At 74.5% G+C, this 16,929-nt stretch carries 12 protein-coding genes; 4 read left to right on the top strand and 8 right to left on the bottom strand.

Annotated elements, in window-relative coordinates; genetic code table 11:
- Window positions 1–75: 75 nt before the first annotated feature.
- From murD to NDAS_RS04450, 4 genes are all read right to left on the bottom strand, one after another.
- Window positions 76–1,527 (bottom strand): UDP-N-acetylmuramoyl-L-alanine--D-glutamate ligase, encoded by a 1,452-nt coding sequence (gene murD / locus NDAS_RS04465; protein ID WP_013151946.1) that lies wholly within the window; start codon window positions 1,525–1,527, stop codon window positions 76–78.
- 2 nt (window positions 1,528–1,529) lie between these two features.
- Window positions 1,530–2,603: a phospho-N-acetylmuramoyl-pentapeptide-transferase gene (gene mraY / locus NDAS_RS04460; RefSeq protein ID WP_013151945.1), complete on the bottom strand. Its 1,074-nt coding sequence runs from the start codon at window positions 2,601–2,603 to the stop codon at window positions 1,530–1,532.
- Complete coding sequence (locus tag NDAS_RS04455) at window positions 2,600–4,048, bottom strand: UDP-N-acetylmuramoyl-tripeptide--D-alanyl-D-alanine ligase (protein ID WP_013151944.1); 1,449 nt, start codon at window positions 4,046–4,048, stop codon at window positions 2,600–2,602. Before NDAS_RS04455 ends, mraY begins: the two co-directional genes overlap by 4 nt.
- 380 nt (window positions 4,049–4,428) lie before the next feature.
- Window positions 4,429–6,096, bottom strand: coding sequence for a UDP-N-acetylmuramoyl-L-alanyl-D-glutamate--2,6-diaminopimelate ligase (locus NDAS_RS04450; protein ID WP_013151943.1), 1,668 nt, complete (start codon window positions 6,094–6,096; stop codon window positions 4,429–4,431).
- Window positions 6,097–6,413: 317 nt separating this feature from the next.
- Here NDAS_RS04450 and mmuM point away from each other — a divergent pair, with 317 nt between their 5' ends.
- Window positions 6,414–7,325: a homocysteine S-methyltransferase gene (gene mmuM, locus NDAS_RS04445; RefSeq protein ID WP_013151942.1), complete on the top strand. Its 912-nt coding sequence runs from the start codon at window positions 6,414–6,416 to the stop codon at window positions 7,323–7,325.
- 23 nt (window positions 7,326–7,348) lie between these two features.
- On the opposite strand, the gene NDAS_RS04440 is transcribed toward mmuM, so the two are convergent.
- The 4 genes from NDAS_RS04440 to mraZ form a co-directional block, all read right to left on the bottom strand.
- On the bottom strand, window positions 7,349–9,316 hold the full coding sequence (locus NDAS_RS04440; RefSeq protein ID WP_013151941.1) for a peptidoglycan D,D-transpeptidase FtsI family protein: 1,968 nt from the start codon (window positions 9,314–9,316) through the stop codon (window positions 7,349–7,351).
- The gene (locus tag NDAS_RS04435; protein WP_013151940.1) at window positions 9,313–9,780 is read right to left on the bottom strand and encodes a hypothetical protein; all 468 of its coding nucleotides are present in this window, start codon (window positions 9,778–9,780) and stop codon (window positions 9,313–9,315) included. The genes NDAS_RS04440 and NDAS_RS04435 overlap by 4 nt, the downstream gene beginning before the upstream one ends.
- Before the next feature lie 10 nt (window positions 9,781–9,790).
- Complete coding sequence (rsmH, locus tag NDAS_RS04430) at window positions 9,791–10,864, bottom strand: 16S rRNA (cytosine(1402)-N(4))-methyltransferase RsmH (protein WP_013151939.1); 1,074 nt, start codon at window positions 10,862–10,864, stop codon at window positions 9,791–9,793.
- Between the two features lie 278 nt (window positions 10,865–11,142).
- Window positions 11,143–11,574 (bottom strand): division/cell wall cluster transcriptional repressor MraZ, encoded by a 432-nt coding sequence (gene mraZ / locus NDAS_RS04425; RefSeq protein WP_013151938.1) that lies wholly within the window; start codon window positions 11,572–11,574, stop codon window positions 11,143–11,145.
- A gap of 533 nt (window positions 11,575–12,107) precedes the next feature.
- Here mraZ and NDAS_RS04420 point away from each other — a divergent pair.
- From NDAS_RS04420 to NDAS_RS04410, 3 genes are all read left to right on the top strand, one after another.
- A complete protein-coding gene (locus NDAS_RS04420) occupies window positions 12,108–13,100 on the top strand; it encodes an AAA family ATPase (protein WP_013151937.1) in 993 nt (330 codons plus the stop codon).
- Window positions 13,101–13,162: 62 nt separating this feature from the next.
- Window positions 13,163–14,404, top strand: a complete 1,242-nt coding sequence (locus NDAS_RS04415) for a DUF58 domain-containing protein (RefSeq protein ID WP_013151936.1) — start codon at window positions 13,163–13,165, stop codon at window positions 14,402–14,404.
- An 8-nt stretch (window positions 14,405–14,412) separates the two neighbouring features.
- Window positions 14,413–16,815, top strand: coding sequence for a DUF3488 and transglutaminase-like domain-containing protein (locus NDAS_RS04410; protein ID WP_013151935.1), 2,403 nt, complete (start codon window positions 14,413–14,415; stop codon window positions 16,813–16,815).
- Window positions 16,816–16,929 lie beyond the last annotated feature (114 nt).

The raw sequence follows: 16,929 nt of genomic DNA, 5'->3' as shown, positions 1-16,929 counted from the left end.
ACCCGGGGGCGTGGCAGAGGGCACAGTGGGGGCCGCCCGCGCGTGTTCGGTCACGCACGGGCGGCGAACCGTCACTCAGGGCAAGCGGAGTACGGCCTCGGCGAAGAGGCGGCCCCGTTCGCGGTAGTCGGTGAACATGTCCATGGAGGCGGCCGCGGGCGCCAGCAGGACGGTGTCGCCCTCCTCGGCCAGGGAGGCGGCGGCGGCGACCACCGCGTCCATGACGGTGCCGTCCCCGTCGGCGGGGCCCTCGACCTCCACCACCGGAACCCCGGGGGCGTGCTCGGCCAGGGCCTCGCGCAGCCGGGCGCGGTCGGCGCCGATGAGCACGGCCGCGCGCAGGCGGTCGGCGGCCATCGCGGCCAGGTCGTCGACCTCGGCGCCCTTGAGCAGGCCGCCCGCGATCCAGACCACGGACGGGTAGGAGCCCAGGGACGCGGCGGCGGCGTGCGGGTTGGTGGCCTTGGAGTCGTCCACGTAGTCCACGCCCCCCGCGGTGGCCACGAAGGCGATGCGGTGCGGCTCGGGATCGAAGGCGGCCAGCCCGGCCCGGACCGAACCGGGGTACACGCCCACCGAGCGGGCCAGCGCGGCGGCGGCCAGGGCGTTGGCGACGTTGTGCGGCGCGGCCGGGCGCACGTCGGAGAGCGTGGCCAGCTCCTCGGCGCTGCTGTGCGGGTCCTCGACGAAGGCCCGGTCCACCAGCAGGTCCTCGACCACGCCGACCTCGCCCGCGCGGGGCGTGTCCAGGCGGAAGCCGACCAGCGGCGTGTGCGGGTCGCCGTCCTCCTCGGCCAGGCGGACCGACCAGGCATCGGCGGTGTTGACCACGCGGAGGGTGCCGGGCGCGTAGATCCGGCCCTTGGCGCGGGCGTAGGGGTCCAGGCCGCCGTGCCAGTCCAGGTGGTCGGGGGCGATGTTGAGGACGGTCGCGGCGTGCGGGCGCAGGCTGGAGGACCAGTGCAGCTGGAAGCTGGACAGCTCCACCGCCAGGACCTCGCGGAAACGGCCCCCGGCGTCGGGTTGGACCGCCTCCACGACCGGGGTGCCGACGTTGCCGACGGCGAGCGCGTCGCGGCCGTCCGCGCGCAGCATCGCCTCCAGCATGCGCACGGTGGTGGTCTTGCCGTTGGTGCCGGTGACGGCCAGCCACACCTGGTCGGCGGGCTTGAGCCGCCAGGCGAGTTCGACGTCCCCGATGACCTCGATCCCGGCCTCGGCGGCCCGGACCAGCAGCGGGGAGTCGGGGCGCCAGCCGGGCGAGGTGACCACCAGGTCGCAGTCCGCGGGCAGCGGGGTGTCGCCCAGGACGACCTCGGCGCCCTCCGCCCGGAGCCGGTCGGCCACCGGGCGGACGGTGTCGTCGTCGCGGCCGTCGACGACGGTCACGCGGGCCCCGCGGGCCAGGAGCGCCCTGGCCACGGGGGGCCCGGACACTCCCAGGCCCGCGACGCAGACCCGGCGCCCCCGCAGGGGCGCGCCCTCCGGCGCGGTGCCGGGCGGTGTTGGGGAAGCGTGGTGCGCCATGCCTACCTCGGCATCCATTCCAGGTAGAAGAGCCCGATGGCGATCGCCACGAACAGGCCCTGGATGATCCAGAAGCGGATCACGATGGTGGGTTCGGCCCAGCCCTTGAGCTCGAAGTGGTGCTGGAGGGGCGCCATGCGCAGCACGCGTTTGCCGGTGAGGCGGAACGAGGTGATCTGGACCATCACCGACAGGGTGATGATGACGAACAGGCCGCCGATGAGCAGCAGCAGGAGCTGCGTGCGGGTGGTGATGGCCAGGCCCACGATCAGACCGCCCAGGGCCAGGGAGCCGGTGTCGCCCATGAAGATCTTGGCGGGCGGGGCGTTGAACCACAGGAAGGCGATGCAGGAGCCGAGCACGGAGGCGGCCACCACGGCCAGGTCCAGGGGGTCGCGGACCGTGTAGCAGCTGTCCGAGAGGTAGGACACGCAGGACTGGCGCAGCTGCCAGTTGCCGATGATGACGTAGGCGACCAGGGACAGGATCGTCGCGCCGGTGGCCAGGCCGTCGAGGCCGTCGGTCAGGTTCACCGCGTTGGAGAAGCCGACGATGAGGAAGAGGGCCCACAGGACGAACAGGCCGATCATCAGCGGGGGGCCGAAGTCGCGGAGGAAGGAGATGCTGGGGGCGGCGGGGGTGTAGCCGTAGCCGTTGGGGAAGAGGGTGACGCCGTAGGCGAAGCCCACGCCGACGATGGCCTGGCCGACCATCTTCGCGCCGCTGCGCAGGCCCAGGCTGCGGCGCTTGTAGATCTTGATGAAGTCGTCGAGGAAGCCGACGCAGCCCATCCCGACGAACAGGAACATCACCAGCAGGCCCGACGCGGTGGGCCCGCTGGCGCTGGGCTGCACGATCAGGAGCACCACGTGGGAGCCGAAGTAGCCCACGACGGCGCCGAGGATGATGACGATACCGCCCATGGTGGGCGTGCCCTGCTTGGTCTTGTGGCCCTCGGGTCCGTCGTCGCGGACCTCCTGGCCGAACTTGAACCGGTACAGGAGCTTGATCAGCGGGGGCATGAGCCCCATGGAGACGACGAGCGCGAGGGCCGCCGCCAGAGTGATGCCGATCACTGGGCGTCACCCTCCGTGATGAGGTCGATAACCCTTTCGAGCCCTGCCACGCGTGATCCCTTCACAATGACGACGTCTCCTGTGCGCATCCGCGCGCGCACGGCCGCGGCGGCCTCGTGAACGTCCGCCACGCGGACGCACTCGCCCTGCCACAGTCCCTGCCGCGCGGCGCCCTCGGCGCCGACGGCGATGCCCTCGGCCGCCTCACCGACCACGACCAGGTGGGCCACGCCCGTGCGGGCCGCGAGCTCACCGATCCTCTCGTGCTCGACCCCGCCGCCCTCGCCGAGCTCGGCCATGTGGGCCAGGACGGCGATGGAGCGGCGGTCCCGGGCGAGGGCGCCCAGGGTGGTCAGCGCCGCCCGCATGGACTCGGGGTTGGCGTTGTAGGCGTCGTTGACGAGGGTGGCGCCGGCGTGCTCGGTGACCTCCATGCGCCACCGGCTGACCGGTGTGGCGGCGCCGAGCGCCTCGGCGATCTCGTCCACGCCCATGCCCAGTTCGTCGGCGACCGCGGCGGCGGCCAGCGCGTTGTGGACCTGGTGGGCGCCGACGAGGGCCAGTTCCACCCGGGCGGTGCGCCCGGCCAGGTGGAGGGTGAAGGAGGGGGCGCCCGTCTCGCGCATGACCACGTCCGTGGCGCGCACGGTGGCGTCCTCCCCCAGTCCGTAGGTGACCACGCGCGCACGGGTGCGCGCGGCCATGGCGTTCACGCGCGGGTCGTCGGCGTTGAGGACGGCGACGCCTCCCGCGCCCCTGTCCGCGGCTCCCGGCGGGAGCGCCTCGACCAGCTCGCCCTTGGCCTTGGCGATGGCGTCGCGGTCGCCGAACTCCCCCATGTGGGCGCTGCCGACGTTGAGGACCACGCCGATCCGGGGCGGGGCCACCCCGCACAGGTGGGCGATGTGCCCGATACCCCGGGCGGCGGCTTCCAGGACCAGGTAGCGGGTGCCGGTGTCGGCGCGCAGCACGGTGAGGGGGTGACCGATCTCGTTGTTGAACGAGCCCGCCGGGGCGACGGTCGGGCCCATGCGGGCCACGACCTGCGCGATGAGGTCCTTGGTCGTGGTCTTGCCGGAGGATCCGGTGACCGCGACGACCTCGGCGCGCTCCGCTCCGCGGCGGGGATCGCTGAGTTCTCGTGCCACGTGCCGGGCCAGCCGCGTCAGGGCCGCGACGACTCCCTCGTCGCCGCCCTCCGCCAGCAGGTGGGGGGCGTCGACGGGTCGGGAGACCAGGGCCGCCGCCGCTCCGTCCGCGACCGCGGAGGCCGCGAAGTCGTGTCCGTCCACGCGTTCGCCGCCCAGGGCGACGAAGAGCGCGCCGGGCACTGCCTGCCGCGAATCGATGACGACGGGGCCGTCGACGACGGCTTCGGGGCGCGCTGATCCGCCGATGGCGGTTTGGGTGATCTCAGCGATCCGATCGAGCGTGAGCGCGATCAAATCCACTCCTCATGTCAGGCCCGGTCCACGACGCCACAGGGGCGGCTGGCCACCCGGCCGGAGTCTCAGGTCAGGGGATGGCACCGCGGATGCCGCGCGTTGCCGCGCCGGGCCTCACCACGGTGTCGGCATGGGCCGCGTCGTGGTCGCCGCCGGGGGCGTCACGTGTCGGGCTGCGATTGCCGGACCTACCTTAGAACATCTTCGGGCGTCCGGAATCCCGCCGGGCCCCCACTGGCGGCAATATGCGCCACTTCGTGACCGTCGGCCCGCACCTGCCCGGAAGCGCTCGCAGGCCCTCCGGCGCGGACGCCGAGGGGGCGCGGGCACGGCCCGCGCCCCCTCGTCCAGACGGTTCGCACTCCGGGAGTGTCGGGGTGTCAGCCCTGGTCAGGAACCCGGTGGATGTCCTGGAGGGCGACCCCCAGCCGCTCGCGGGCGCTCATGCCGAGGTGGTCCTCGATGGCCGCGCGCAGCACCTCGCGGTCGTCGAAGGGCAGCACCTCACCCTTGACGTACTGACCGGTCTCGTGACCCTTCCCGGCGACAACCACCACATCGCCGGGACGGGCGCGCTCGACGGCCAGGCGGATGGCCTCGGCCCGGTCGAACTCCACGGTGACCCGGGCGCGGTGCTCCTCGGGCACCTTGGCGACCCCTTCGAGCATCGACGCGGCGATGCTCACGGGGTCCTCGGTGCGCGGGTTGTCGTTGGTGATGACCAGCTGGTCGGACAGGCGCGCGGCGGCTTCGCCCATGAGCGGGCGTTTGGCGCGGTCGCGGTCGCCTCCGCAGCCGACCACCATGGTCAGCCCGCCCTCGGTGGTGGCGCGCAGGGCGGTCAGGACGGCCTCGATGGCGCCGGGCTTGTGCGAGTAGTCCACGAGCGCGGTGAAGTCCTGGAAGGCGTGGGGCACGGCGTTGGCCACGACCGGCTCCATGCGCCCGGGCACGCCCGGGGCGGCGGCCACACCCGCGATCGCGGTCTCCAGCGGCAGCCCCGCCTCGACCAGACCGACGATGGCGGCCATCGCGTTGGAGACGTTGAAGGGTCCGGGCAGGGCGACGGAGGCGTTGGCCTCCATGCCGCCGGGGCCCACGATGCGGAAGGCGCTCCCCATGGCGCCCAGACGCACGTCCACGGCCCGCCAGTCGGCCTCCATGGCGGTGGCGGGGTCGGCGTCGGTGTAGCCGTCCACGGCGAAGGTGGTGACGGGGACGCGGCCGTCGGCCTGCACCATGTCCACGAGCGCGCGGCCGAAGCGGTCGTCGGCGTTGACCACCGCGATGTCGCAGTACTCGGGGGTGAACAGGCGGGCCTTGGCGTCGAAGTAGTCGCGCAGGTCGGAGTGGAAGTCCAGGTGGTCCTGGGACAGGTTGGTGAAGACCGCGACGTCGTAGCGGGTGCCACCGACCCGGCTCAGGGCCAGGGCGTGGCTGGAGACCTCCATGGCGGCGGCGGAGACGCCGCGTTCGCGCATGAGGGCGAACAGGCCGTGCAGGTCGGTGGCCTCGGGCGTGGTGAGCGAGGAGACGACGCGTTCGTCGCCCACGCGCATCTCCACGGTGCCGACGAGGCCGGTGCGCATTCCGGCGTGGCGCAGGCCCGACTCGACCAGGTACGTGACGGTGGTCTTGCCGCTGGTGCCGGTGGTGCCGATCAGCAGCAGGTCCTGCGCCGGGTCCTTGAAGACCCACGAGGCCGCCGTGCCCAGCACGGCGCGCACGTCGGGGACCACGATGACGGGCAGCCCGGTGGCGGCGGCCCGCTCGGCCCCGTCCCCGTCGGTGAGGACGGCGGCGGCGCCCGCCTCGGCGGCCTGCCCGGCGAAGTCGGCGCCGTGCGCGCGGGTCCCGGGCAGGGCGGCGTACAGGTCTCCGGGCCCCACCTGGCGGGAGTCGTGGGTGATGCCGCGGACGTGCACCTCCCTGTCCGGCACCTCGGGGGGTCGGTCCGCGCCCAGGTCCGGGCGCAGGAGGGAGGCGTCCGGCCCGAGCAGCGCTGCGAGGGCGGACAGTGGACGAAGTGGCGTGTGTTCAGGTCGCATTACCGGTGGCACGTGTGGAGGTTAACCGCTGTCGACGACCGGCCGGTAATTTCCACGCTGCGTTCGCCGAGGTTTCCCGAACCGGGCGTTTCGCCCAGGTTACGCGGGTTCGCCGTACACGTCGATGACCGTCCGGTGTCCTTCGCGGCCGGGGGCGCGCCCCCGGCGGGCGGGCCCCGGAGCCCACGGCCGCGGGGAGGGGCGGCCGCGGCCCGGCGGCCCGGAGGTACGGTGCGGCGGCGGGCCGGCGGCCCCGACCGGGTGTTCACGCCTAGGCTGGAGGCGTCCTCGACTCGGCCCGAACGCGGAGGTGGCGCATGGCCGGAACCGCCCCGTCACGGCGCCCGCTGGTGCTCGACGGCGGGCTGGCGACCCGTCTGGAGGCCTACGGCCGCGACCTGGGCGGCGGGCTCTGGTCGGCGCGGCTGCTGGCCGAGGAGCCCGATCTCGTCCGCCGGGTGCACCGGGACTACTTCGAGGCGGGCGCGGACGTGGCCATCGCCGCCGGGTACCAGGCGAGCGTTCCGGCACTGACCGCGCGGGGCGCCACGGAGTCCGAGGCCCTGGCGCTGATCGCCCGCTCGGTGGAGCTGGCGCGGGCCGAGCGCGACGCGTTCGGTTCCGGGCTGGTGGCCGCCGGGGTGGGCCCCTACGGCGCGGCCCGGGCGGACGGCTCGGAGTACACCGGCGACTACGACCTGGACGAGGAGGGCCTGTACGCCTGGCACCGGGAGCGCTGGCGGGTGCTCGCCGACTCCGGGGCGGACCTGCTCGCCTGCGAGACCGTGCCCTCGGCGGCCGAGGCCCGGGCGCTGGCCCGGCTGCTCGCCGAGACCCCCGGCGCCCGCGCGTGGATCAGCTTCTCCTGCCGGGACGGTGAGCGCGTCAGCGACGGCACGCCCCTGCGCGAGGCGGCCGCCGGACTCGCCCCTCTGCACGCCGACGGGCGGCTGGTGGCGGTGGGCGTCAACTGCACCGCGCCCCGGCACGTCCCCGCGCTGGTGCGCGCGGTCGCCGCGTGCGGCCTGCCCGCGGTGGCCTACCCCAACTCGGGGGAGGAGTGGGACGCGGCGCGGGGGCGGTGGACCGGCACGGCCGAGCCCGAGGAGTTCGGCCGCGCCGCCGTGGGCTGGTACGAGGCCGGAGCGGTGCTCGTGGGCGGGTGCTGCCGCACCGGCCCCGAGCACGTGCGCTCCGTGCGCGCCCACCTGGACCGCGCCGCGCCCTGACGGGGACGCCCGCGGCTGCCCTCCTAGCCGCCGCCCTGGTCCTCCGACAGCCGGATGGCGGGCGCCTCGGTCCCCGACGGCGGGACCTTCAGCGTCTTGAGCGCGAAGGACATGACGTCGTTGAACACCGGCCCCGCGGCCTCGCCGCCGTAGTAGTCCTGCTGCGGGTCGTGCAGCACCACCTGGACCACGACCTCCGGGTCGTCGGCGGGCGCGAACCCGGAGAAGGTGGACGTGTACCCGCCGCCGTCGTAGTCGCCCGTCTCCGGGTCGAGCCGGTTGGCGGTACCGGTCTTGCCCGCGACCCGGTACCCGTCGATGCGGGCCTGGGGCGCGGTGCCCTCGTCACTGGTGACCGCCTCCAGCATCAGCGCGAGCTGATCGGCGGTCTCCTCGCTGAACACGCGCCGCTGTTCGGGCTCCTCGGACGGAGTGAACTCCCCCTGGGCGTTCACCGTCCCGGCGACCACCCGGGGCTCCACCCGCACACCGCCGTTGGCGACGGTGGCGTACACCGACGCCATCTGAGCGGCGGTCACCGACAGGCCGTGGCCGATGGAGACCGACGGCAGCTGGGTGCCCCACCAGTCCTCCGGGTCCTTGAGCACGCCCGCCTGCTCACCGGGCAGCTGGAGCCCGGTCGGCTGGCCGAGCCCGAAGTCCTCCAGGTAGGAGTGCAGGACGCCCCGCCCCACCTGGTCGGCGATCTCGATGGTGCCCACGTTGCTGGACTGGGCCATGATGCCGTTGGTGGTCAGGCGCAGGGTCTCGTGGGGGCTGGAGTCCTTGAACGTCGTGTCCAGGTACCGGATGCTGTCGGGCACGGTGTAGACCGTCTCCGGGGTGGTGACGCCCTCCTCCAGCGCGGCGCCGATGGTGACGACCTTGTTGGTGCTGCCCGGCTCGAAGATCGTGGCCACCGCGCCGTTGGACCACTGCTCGGGGGAGCTGGAGGAGATGTCGCTCTGGGAGTAGGTCGGGTAGTCGGCCATGGCGAGGATCTCACCGGTGCCGACCCGCTCCACGATGACGCTGCCGCCCTGGGCGTCCAGCTCCTCCACGCGCTCGGCGAGGGTCTGGGCCGCGTACCACTGGATGTCCTGGTTCAGGGTCAGGCGCACGTCCTGGCCCGGCTCGGGTTCGCTGACCAGGCCGCCCGCCATGGGGATCTGGGTGCCGTCGGCGCCCACCTCAACGCGGCGCTTGCCCGCCTCACCGGCCAGGGTGTCGTTGAGGTAGCCCTCCAGTCCCTCCAGGCCGTGGCCCTCGGCGCCGACGAAGCCGACGAGGTCGGCGGCGCCGGTCTCCTCGGGGTAGACGCGCTCGTAGGAGACCTGCGAGCCCAGGCCGGACAGGTTGAGGTCGGCCAGCTCCTCCCACTCCGCGGGCAGGACCCCGCGGGCGACCACCTCGTAGCGGCTGGGCGCGGCGTCCACCTTCTGGGCGACCTCGTCCTCCTCCAGGTCGAAGCGGGTGACGAGCTCTTCGACGAGCTGGTCACGCTCGTCCTCGGCGACCGTCTCGGGATCGACGAAGACGGTGCGCACCTCCAGCGACAGCGCGAAGGGGTTGCCGTCGGCGTCGGTGATCTGACCGCGCAGGGTGGGGATGTCGATGGTCTGCAGGCGCGTGTTGGAGGCCGCCTCGGCGTAGTGCTCGGCCTCCACGACCTGGATCTGCACCAGGCGTCCCGCGAAGAGCAGCAGGACGGCCGTGATCAGGGCCCCGCCGATCTTGATGCGGCCCGGCGGCTCGCCCCTGCGGAAGGTGCGGCGCAGCAGGGGCGGGAGCGGGGGCGGGGAGCCCCCGCCGCGGCGGCGCTCACCGCCGCGCGCCTCCCGCGCCGGACGCCCCGGGGTGCGCGCCGAGGGGCGGGCGCCGCCGTCGGGGCGGCGCGGCTCGCGCTGGGGCCTCTTGGGCCGGGACCCCGAGCGGTTGGCCGCTCCGGGCCTGCGGGGGTTCCGGGGACGCCGGTCTCTGGGAGTACTCACTCACCACTCCCGGTGGCGCCGCTGATCTCACCGGTCTCGGGGTCGAGGAAGAGCGGGGGTTCACCGCCCTGCTCCATGCCCATGGCCTCTGCCTCGTCGGAGATGCGCTCGGAGCTCTCCAGTTCGGCGACCGTGCTGCGCCGCTGCTGCTCCTCGTAGGACAGCTCCCGGTTCTCCTCCTTGAGGTTGGCGATGGCGAAGGCCTCCTCGGCCACGACGCTGCGCAGGACGAGCAGGCTGACGAGCGTGGCCCCCAGCAGGAACAGGATGAGCAGGACGAAGGGGATGCGCGGCGCCCGGCCCTGCGCACCGCCCCCGGTCCGGGTGCGCTTGGCCCGTGCGGGCGCGGCCGCGGGCCTGGTCGCGGGTTCGACCGCCCGCTTGGGCCGCGCGGGGGCGGCCTTCCCGGCGGGGGCCTTGCCACCGCGTACGGGCGTGCGGCGCGTGTCCGTCCTCGTGCTCATCTGGGTCTCCCTACTGCCGCGGCGGTCGCACGCGTTCGGCCGCCCGGAGGCGGGCCGACTGCGCGCGCGGGTTGCGTTCGTTCTCTTCGTCCGTGGGGAGTTCGGCCCCCCGGGTGAGCAGCCGGAGTTCGGGCTGCCGTTCGGGAAGGGGGACCGGCAGGTCGGCGGGCGTGGTGTCGGTGGCCAGCGCGGCCAGGGCCCTCTTGGTCATCCGGTCCTCCAGCGAGTGGTAGGACAGCACGGCCACACGGCCCCCGCCCGCCAGGCGCGCGATCGCGGCGGGCAGGGCGCGTTCGAGGATGGACAGTTCGGCGTTGACCTCGATGCGCAGGCCCTGGAAGGCGCGCTTGGCGGGGTGGCCGCCGGTGCGGCGGGTGGCCGCCGGGATGGCCTCGCGCACCAGTTCGGCCAGCGCGCGGGTGGACTCGATGGGCGCCTGGGCGCGCTGGCGCTCGATGGCCCTGGCCACGCGGGAGGCGAAGCGCTCCTCGCCGTAGGTGCGCAGCACGCGGGTGAGCTCGGCGACCGGGTAGGTGTTGACGACCTCGGCGGCGGTCAGAGACTGGTCGCGGTCCATGCGCATGTCCAGCGGCGCGTCGTGGGCGTAGGCGAAGCCGCGGTCGGTCTCGTCCAGCTGCGGCGAGGAGACGCCGAGGTCGAGCAGGACGGCGTCGGCCTCGGCCGCGCCCGCCTCGTCCAGGGCTCGCGGGATGTCGGAGTAGACCGCGTGCACGAAGTGGGTGCGGTCGGCGTAGGGCGCCAGGCGTGCGGCGCTGCGCTCCAGGGCGGTGGTGTCGCGGTCGACGCCGACCAGGCGCATGCCGGGGCAGGCGCGCAGGAGCGCCTCGGAGTGGCCGCCCAGGCCCAGGGTGCCGTCGACCAGGACGGCGCCGGGCCGCTCCAGGGCCGGAGCGAGCAGTTCCACGATCCGGTCGAGCATGACGGGCACGTGCAGGGGGTCGGCTCCGGAGCGGGCCGCGTCGAGGCGCGCCTGCTCCCCGGCGGGGTTCTCCCCGTCGGCGGGCACGCCGCTCCCGTCCGTGCGGGCGCCCCCGGTCCCGCCGTCCTGCCCGATGTCCCCCATGTGCTGCTGTTCCTCCACGCTGTCGCCGTCTCCCCCCGAGTCGCCGTGGTAGCGCCGCGGTCGGTGCGCTCCACGGTGTCCTTGGCACGGCCCGGCGGGTTCCGGCGGGCCTCCGGACACGGCCGCTATTGTCCACCTTCCGGTGGCTTCGCGCTCACGACCTGGCACCGGGGAAGTCGCGCCAGCTCGTGGAGACCGCGCCCGGAGGCCGTTGCCGGACTCCGGCTTGCGAGGGTGTGGACTGTGTGCTGATCGGCCCGGCGGTGCTTCCGCCGGGGTCACAGCACCCCGGGCAGCACCTCCTCCGACAGTTGCGCGAAGGCGGGTTCCTGTTCGGCCTCGTAGTCCGACCACGCCCGGGAGTCCCAGATCTCCAAGCGGGTGTTGGCGCCGATCACGACGCACTCCCGCTCCAGGCCCGCGTAGTCGCGGAGCTTGGCCGGGATGGTGACCCTTCCCTGTTTGTCGCAGTTCTCGTCCGAGGCGCTGGCGAAGAGGACCCTGCTGTAGTCGCGCACCGCCTTGGCGGTGACCGGGGTGGTGGCGAGGGCGTCGGTGATGCGCCGGAACTCCTCCGTCGGGAAGACGTAGAGGCAGCGTTCCTGGCCCTTGGTGATCACCAGACCCCCCGACAGCTCGTCGCGGTACTTCGCGGGGAGGAAGAGCCGCCCCTTCTGGTCGAGCCGGGGCGTGTGGGTGCCGAGGAACACACTTCCACCTCCCTCACCCTCGAAGTGGAGAATTCACCCTCTCCACGGTGCCCCACCTTACTCCACTCTTCCCCACCGTCAACAGATCTTTCCGGCTTTTACGCCCACTGCGGGCCAGGAAAACGCAGGTCACAGCGTTGGCCGTGATGGTGGGGGAAGGTGGAGGGCGCGGGGTGTGTCGCGGAGGAGGCGACCCCGGGGACCGCGACGACCTGTGGCGGCACCGCGCGCGTGCCCGCGTGCGCGCACGCGGAAGGGCAGAGCGGGCTCCCGGCGGGCGGCCCGGCGTGTCGGACGGGCGGGGCGGTGTCCCGGCCGGTCGGAGCCGGGGCCCTCACCCGCTCCGCACTCTCGGCCGGCACCGGCGCCGCCACCGAGGATCAGAAGGGTGATTGGAGCCCTTTGGCCTCTTTGACCATTCCTGGAACCAATCGGCCGCTGATTCCGGCGCTTTGGTTTGCAATCGGTTGGAATGGGCTTAGCCTCGGTTCCGAACAGCGACACGCGGAGCCACAGGGAGCGGGAGGGGTCTGGTGTCACTCGGTACACACCACGGCGGTCGCGGGGGCGACGTCCAGGGGGACGTCGGTGAGATCGTCGCCGTGGCCGACCGCGTCCGCGCCGCGATCGAGACGGTCATCGAGGGCAAGCCGGAGGTGCTGCGCCTGGCGCTGACGGTCCTGCTCGCCGAGGGCCACCTGCTCATCGAGGACGTCCCCGGCGTCGGCAAGACCATGCTGGCCAAGGCCCTGGGCCGGGCCGTGGACTGCTCCGTGCAGCGCGTGCAGTTCACGCCGGACCTGCTGCCCAGCGACATCACCGGTGTCAGCGTCTACCACCAGGACCGGCGCGAGTTCGAGTTCAACCCCGGCCCGGTGTTCGCCAACATCGTGGTGGGCGACGAGATCAACCGCGCCTCGCCCAAGACCCAGGCCGCCCTGCTGGAGTGCATGGCCGAGCGCCAGGTGAGTGTGGACGGCCAGACCCGCGCCCTGGAACGGCCGTTCATGGTGGTGGCCACCCAGAACCCGGGCGACATGGAGGGCACCTACGCCCTCCCCGAGGCCCAGCGCGACCGGTTCATGGCCCGCGTCTCGGTCGGCTACCCCGCCCCCCAGGCCGAACTCGACATGATCGACTCGCACAGCTCCAGCTCGCCGCTGGAGGACCTGACGCCGGTCACCAACGCCGCCCAGGTCCGCGACCTGGCCGACCGGGTGCGCACGGTGCACGTGGCCCCGGGCATGCGCCGCTACGTCGTGGACCTGGTCAACGCGACCCGCACCAGTCCCGAACTGCGCCTGGGCGCCTCCCCGCGCGCCACCCTGCACCTGGTGCAGGCCGCCCGCGCCTACGCCGCCCTGGACGGACGGCACTACGTCGTCCCCGACGACGTGCAGGCCCTGGCCGTGCCGGTGCTCGCGCACCGGCTGCTGCCCGGCCCCGAGGCGCAGATGGAGCGCCTGACCCCCGAGCAGATCGTGGCCAAGCTGGTCGCGCGCCTGCCCGTGCCCGGCCCGCAGTAGACCCCCGGCGCCCGCGGCCCTCCGCTCCGCCCCGTACGCACCCGCCCCCTGAGAGAGGGTCCATGCGCCCGCACCGAACCCTCACCGCACGAGGCGTCTGCATGCTCATCCTCGGCCTGACCGCCCTGGTGTCCGGCCTGGTCGTGGGGCAGCGCGAGGTCGTGGGCCTGGGCGTGCTGCTGACCGTGATCCCGCCGCTGTCGGCGCTGACGGTCCTGGGGGCCGCCTCCCGCGTCGTGCACAGCCGCACCCTGTCCCCCGTGCGCATCCCGGCCGGGCACAACGCCCGGGTGGAACTGCGTGTGGGCAACTCCTCGCGGACCTGGCCGGTGGCCGCGCTGTCGGTGCGGGACACGCTGCCCGTGCCGCTGGGCGGCGAACCCCGCTACACGGTGGGCTACCTGGGTCCGCGCGCCGTACGCGACGTCGCCTACCTGGTGCGCCCGGCCGTACGCGGGGACTACCCGGTGGGTCCGCTGTGGGTCGGCGTGACCGACCCGCTGGGGTGCGTGCGGGTCAGCCGCGACGTGGGCGGGCCCTCGCGCCTGCTCGTGACCCCCGTGACCGTCCCGCTGACCGCGCTGGGCGCCGCCGACGGCTCCAAGGGCGAGGACTCGCCGCGGCGTTCGGTGAGCGGCGCCGGGGAGCAGGACCCCGTCCCCCGCGAGTACCGGTACGGCGACGACCTGCGCAAGGTGCACTGGCGGTCCACCGCCAAGCACGGTGAGCTGATGGTGCGCCGGGACGAGCAGCACTCGCGGGAGAGCAGCGTGGTCCTGCTGGACACGCGGCGCGGGGCGCACGGGCACCCGGGGCCCGCCGGGTCCCTGGAGACCGCCGTGAGCGCCGCCGCCTCGGTGGCGGTGCACCTGCTCGACGGCGGCCACGAGCTGCGCCTGCACACCGAGCGGGGCCGGGTCCCGACCACGAGCGCGTCGGGCGTGCTGGACGGCCTGGCCGTCGCCGAGCCCTCCGACACCCCCGGGCTGCTCGGCGGGATCGGCATGCTGGCCGAATCCCGCGGGGCGACCGGCCTGGTCGTGGCGGTGCTGGGCGCGGTGGATCCCGAGGAGGCCGCCGCCCTGTCCCGCACGGGCGGCCGGGGCGTGCGCGTGGCCGTGCTGTGCGCGCACGCCGCCTGGCCCGGCCCCGACACCCTGCGCGGGGTCCACGACGTGCTGACCGCGGCCGGATGGCGCGTCCTCGTCCTGGGTTCCACCGCCGAACTGCCCGACCTGTGGCGCCGCGCCTGGGCTCCCGCTCCCGCCGCCGGGCCGCACACCCCCCGGAAGGGTCCGCGTTGAGAGCACTGATGCCCCTGGCCACCCTGGCCTGCCTGTTGATGGCGATGCCACTGCTGGACGGCCTCGTACGGGGCGAGGCCTGGTGGGTCCCGGCCCTCGTGATGACGGTGGCGGTGGGCGGGGTGTCCGCGCTGTACCGCCTCAGCGGCTGGAGCTCCTTCCCGGTGCCGTTCCTCCAGGTGCTGGCGGCGGCGCTGCTGATGACGCCGCTGTTCGCCGGACACGTCGCGCCGCTGGGGCTGCTGCCCTCCGGTGACACGGCGCTGCACCTGCTGCGGGTGTTCGACGAGGGCCTGGAGACGATCGACACCAGCACGCCCCCGGTCTCCTCCACCGCCGGGGTCATGCTGATCATCGCGCTGGTGTTCGTCCTGTTCGCGATCATCGCGGACTTCCTGGCGGTGACCGCGCGCTGCCCCGGGATGGTCGGCGCCCTGGTGGCCGTGCTGATGGCGGTCCCGCTCATCGTGGACGACGCCGGACTGGGCTGGCCGGCCGCGACCAGCGGCGCCGTCGGCTTCCTGCTGCTGCTCGCGGTGGACGTGTGGGTGCGCGGCCGCGAGTGGGGCGTGCGCGTCCCCGACGGCCACGACTCCTCGGCCCGTGTGCTGGGCGCGGTGGGCAGGGCGACGACGGTGGCGGTGGCCTCGGCCGCCGCGGTGCTGCTGGCGCTGACGGTGCCGCTCGCGGTGCCGTCGCTGCGCACCGACGTGCTCCACACGATGGCCGACGGCACCTACATCGGCACCGGCGGGGACCGCATCACCACCACGCACCCGCTGGTCTCGCTGCGGCGCGAGCTGGCCTCCTCCTCCGACCGCACCGTGCTGACCTACCGGACCGACGCCGAGCGGCCCGACTACCTGCGCACGTACGTGCTGGACGAGTTCGACGGCGCGAACTGGACGATGACGCCGGTCAGCGCCTCGGGCGACACCCTGGTCGACGGGGAGCTGCCGCTGCCCACCGGGTGGGGCTCGGAGCCCTCAGGCGACGCGGTGACCACGCGGATCTCGATGGACTCGGACGCGCCCGGGATCGACTTCCTGCCGTTGCCGTACTGGGCGCGGACGGTGGACGTGCCCGGGGAGTGGTACGCCGACCCGGCGAGCCACGTGGTGTTCACGACCGAGAGCGCGCCCACGGGGCTGAACTTCACCGTGCAGACCCTGGGCCGGGAGCCGTCCGCCGAGGAGCTGGCCGACAGCGGCAGCCCGCGGTCGCTGCCGGGCGACTTCCGCGACCTGCCCGGCGACCTGGACCCGCGGGTCCGGGAGCTGGCCGAGGACCTGACCGAGGACGCGCGGAGCCCCTACGAGCGGGCGGTGGCCATCCAGGACCACTTCACGGGGGGCGCGTTCACCTACGACCTGTCCCCGCCCGCGGTGCCCGACGGCGCCGACCCGCTCGCCCACTTCCTGTTCGGGGACCGGGTGGGCTACTGCGAACAGTTCGCCGGGGCGATGGCGGTCATGGCCCGACAGGTGGACATCCCGGCGCGGGTGGCGGTGGGCTACACCGCGGGCGAGCAGCAGGGCGACGGCCGCTGGGCGGTGTCCGTGGGCGACGCCCACGCCTGGCCGGAGCTGTACTTCGAGGGCGCGGGCTGGGTGCGGTTCGAGCCGACCCCCTCCTCCGCCGGGGGGCAGGGCTCGGCGTCGGTGCCCGACTACTCCCGGGGCGGGCAGGGGGGCGTCGACGACCCGGACGGGGCCGCGGAGGAGACGCGGGAGCCCTCGCCCGAGGAGACGGAGGCCGCGCGGGACGAGGCCACCGCGGAGGCCGAGGAGCCCAGCGGGACCCCCGAGGCGGAGCCCGAGGACGAGCCCTCCACGTCGGTGGCCGCCCCGGGCGACGACGCGCGGGGCGGCCCGGACCTGTCGTGGCTGCCCGCGGCGGGCGCCGCCACGGGTGTGCTGCTGCTGTTGGCCCTGCCCGCGCTGGTGCGCGCCCTGACGCGCTGGTCCCGGACGGCGTCGCTGACCGGCGGCGCGGGAGCTGCGGGCGCGCACACCGCGTGGCGGGAGCTGCGGGACACCTGTCTGGACCTGGGCGGCGCGTGGTCGCTGGCGGAGAGCCCGCGTGCCACGGCCGAACGCCTGGCCGGTTCCGGTCCGGTGCCCCAGCCCGACGCGGCCCCGGCGGGGCTGATGTCGGGGACCGTTCCGGGCCCGGTGCCGCCGGAGGCCGCGGCGGCGCTGCGGCGGCTCGCCCTGGCCGAGGAGGAGTCGCGCTACGCGCCCTCGCCCCGGACCCCGGAAGGGCTGCGCGAGGACCTGCGGACGGCTCTGGCGGGGCTGACCGGTGTGGTCGGCGCGGGAACGCGCGTCCGCGCGGTGCTGCTGCCCCGGTCGCTGGCGCCGTGGCACCGTCCGCGCCGCGCGGCCGACCCCGAGCCCGTGACGCCCTAGCGGTGGCGGCCGTGCCGCCCCGCCTGTGCTGACCTGAGAGGTTGCGCCCCGGCGTTAGCGGCCGTGTCCCAGCCGGGGGCGGGGCACGGCCCCGGCGCGCGGACGCCGCCCCCC

This window comes from Nocardiopsis dassonvillei subsp. dassonvillei DSM 43111 (genome assembly GCF_000092985.1).
In the GTDB taxonomy this organism is placed as follows: Bacteria; Actinomycetota; Actinomycetes; order Streptosporangiales; family Streptosporangiaceae; genus Nocardiopsis; species Nocardiopsis dassonvillei.
This window is presented reverse-complemented; position numbering and strand designations above follow the sequence as displayed.

What these genes read in the sequence shown, in the direction of transcription:
- NDAS_RS04435 (WP_013151940.1), bottom strand. Translation starts at nt 9,780, where the DNA reads ATGAGCACGAGGACGGACACGCGCCGCACGCCCGTACGCGGTGGCAAG.
- mmuM (WP_013151942.1), top strand. Translation starts at nt 6,414, where the DNA reads ATGGCCGGAACCGCCCCGTCACGGCGCCCGCTGGTGCTCGACGGCGGG.
- rsmH (WP_013151939.1), bottom strand. Translation starts at nt 10,864, where the DNA reads ATGGGGGACATCGGGCAGGACGGCGGGACCGGGGGCGCCCGCACGGAC.
- NDAS_RS04450 (WP_013151943.1), bottom strand. Translation starts at nt 6,096, where the DNA reads ATGCGACCTGAACACACGCCACTTCGTCCACTGTCCGCCCTCGCAGCG.
- NDAS_RS04415 (WP_013151936.1), top strand. Translation starts at nt 13,163, where the DNA reads ATGCGCCCGCACCGAACCCTCACCGCACGAGGCGTCTGCATGCTCATC.
- NDAS_RS04410 (WP_013151935.1), top strand. Translation starts at nt 14,413, where the DNA reads ATGCCCCTGGCCACCCTGGCCTGCCTGTTGATGGCGATGCCACTGCTG.
- murD (WP_013151946.1), bottom strand. Translation starts at nt 1,527, where the DNA reads ATGGCGCACCACGCTTCCCCAACACCGCCCGGCACCGCGCCGGAGGGC.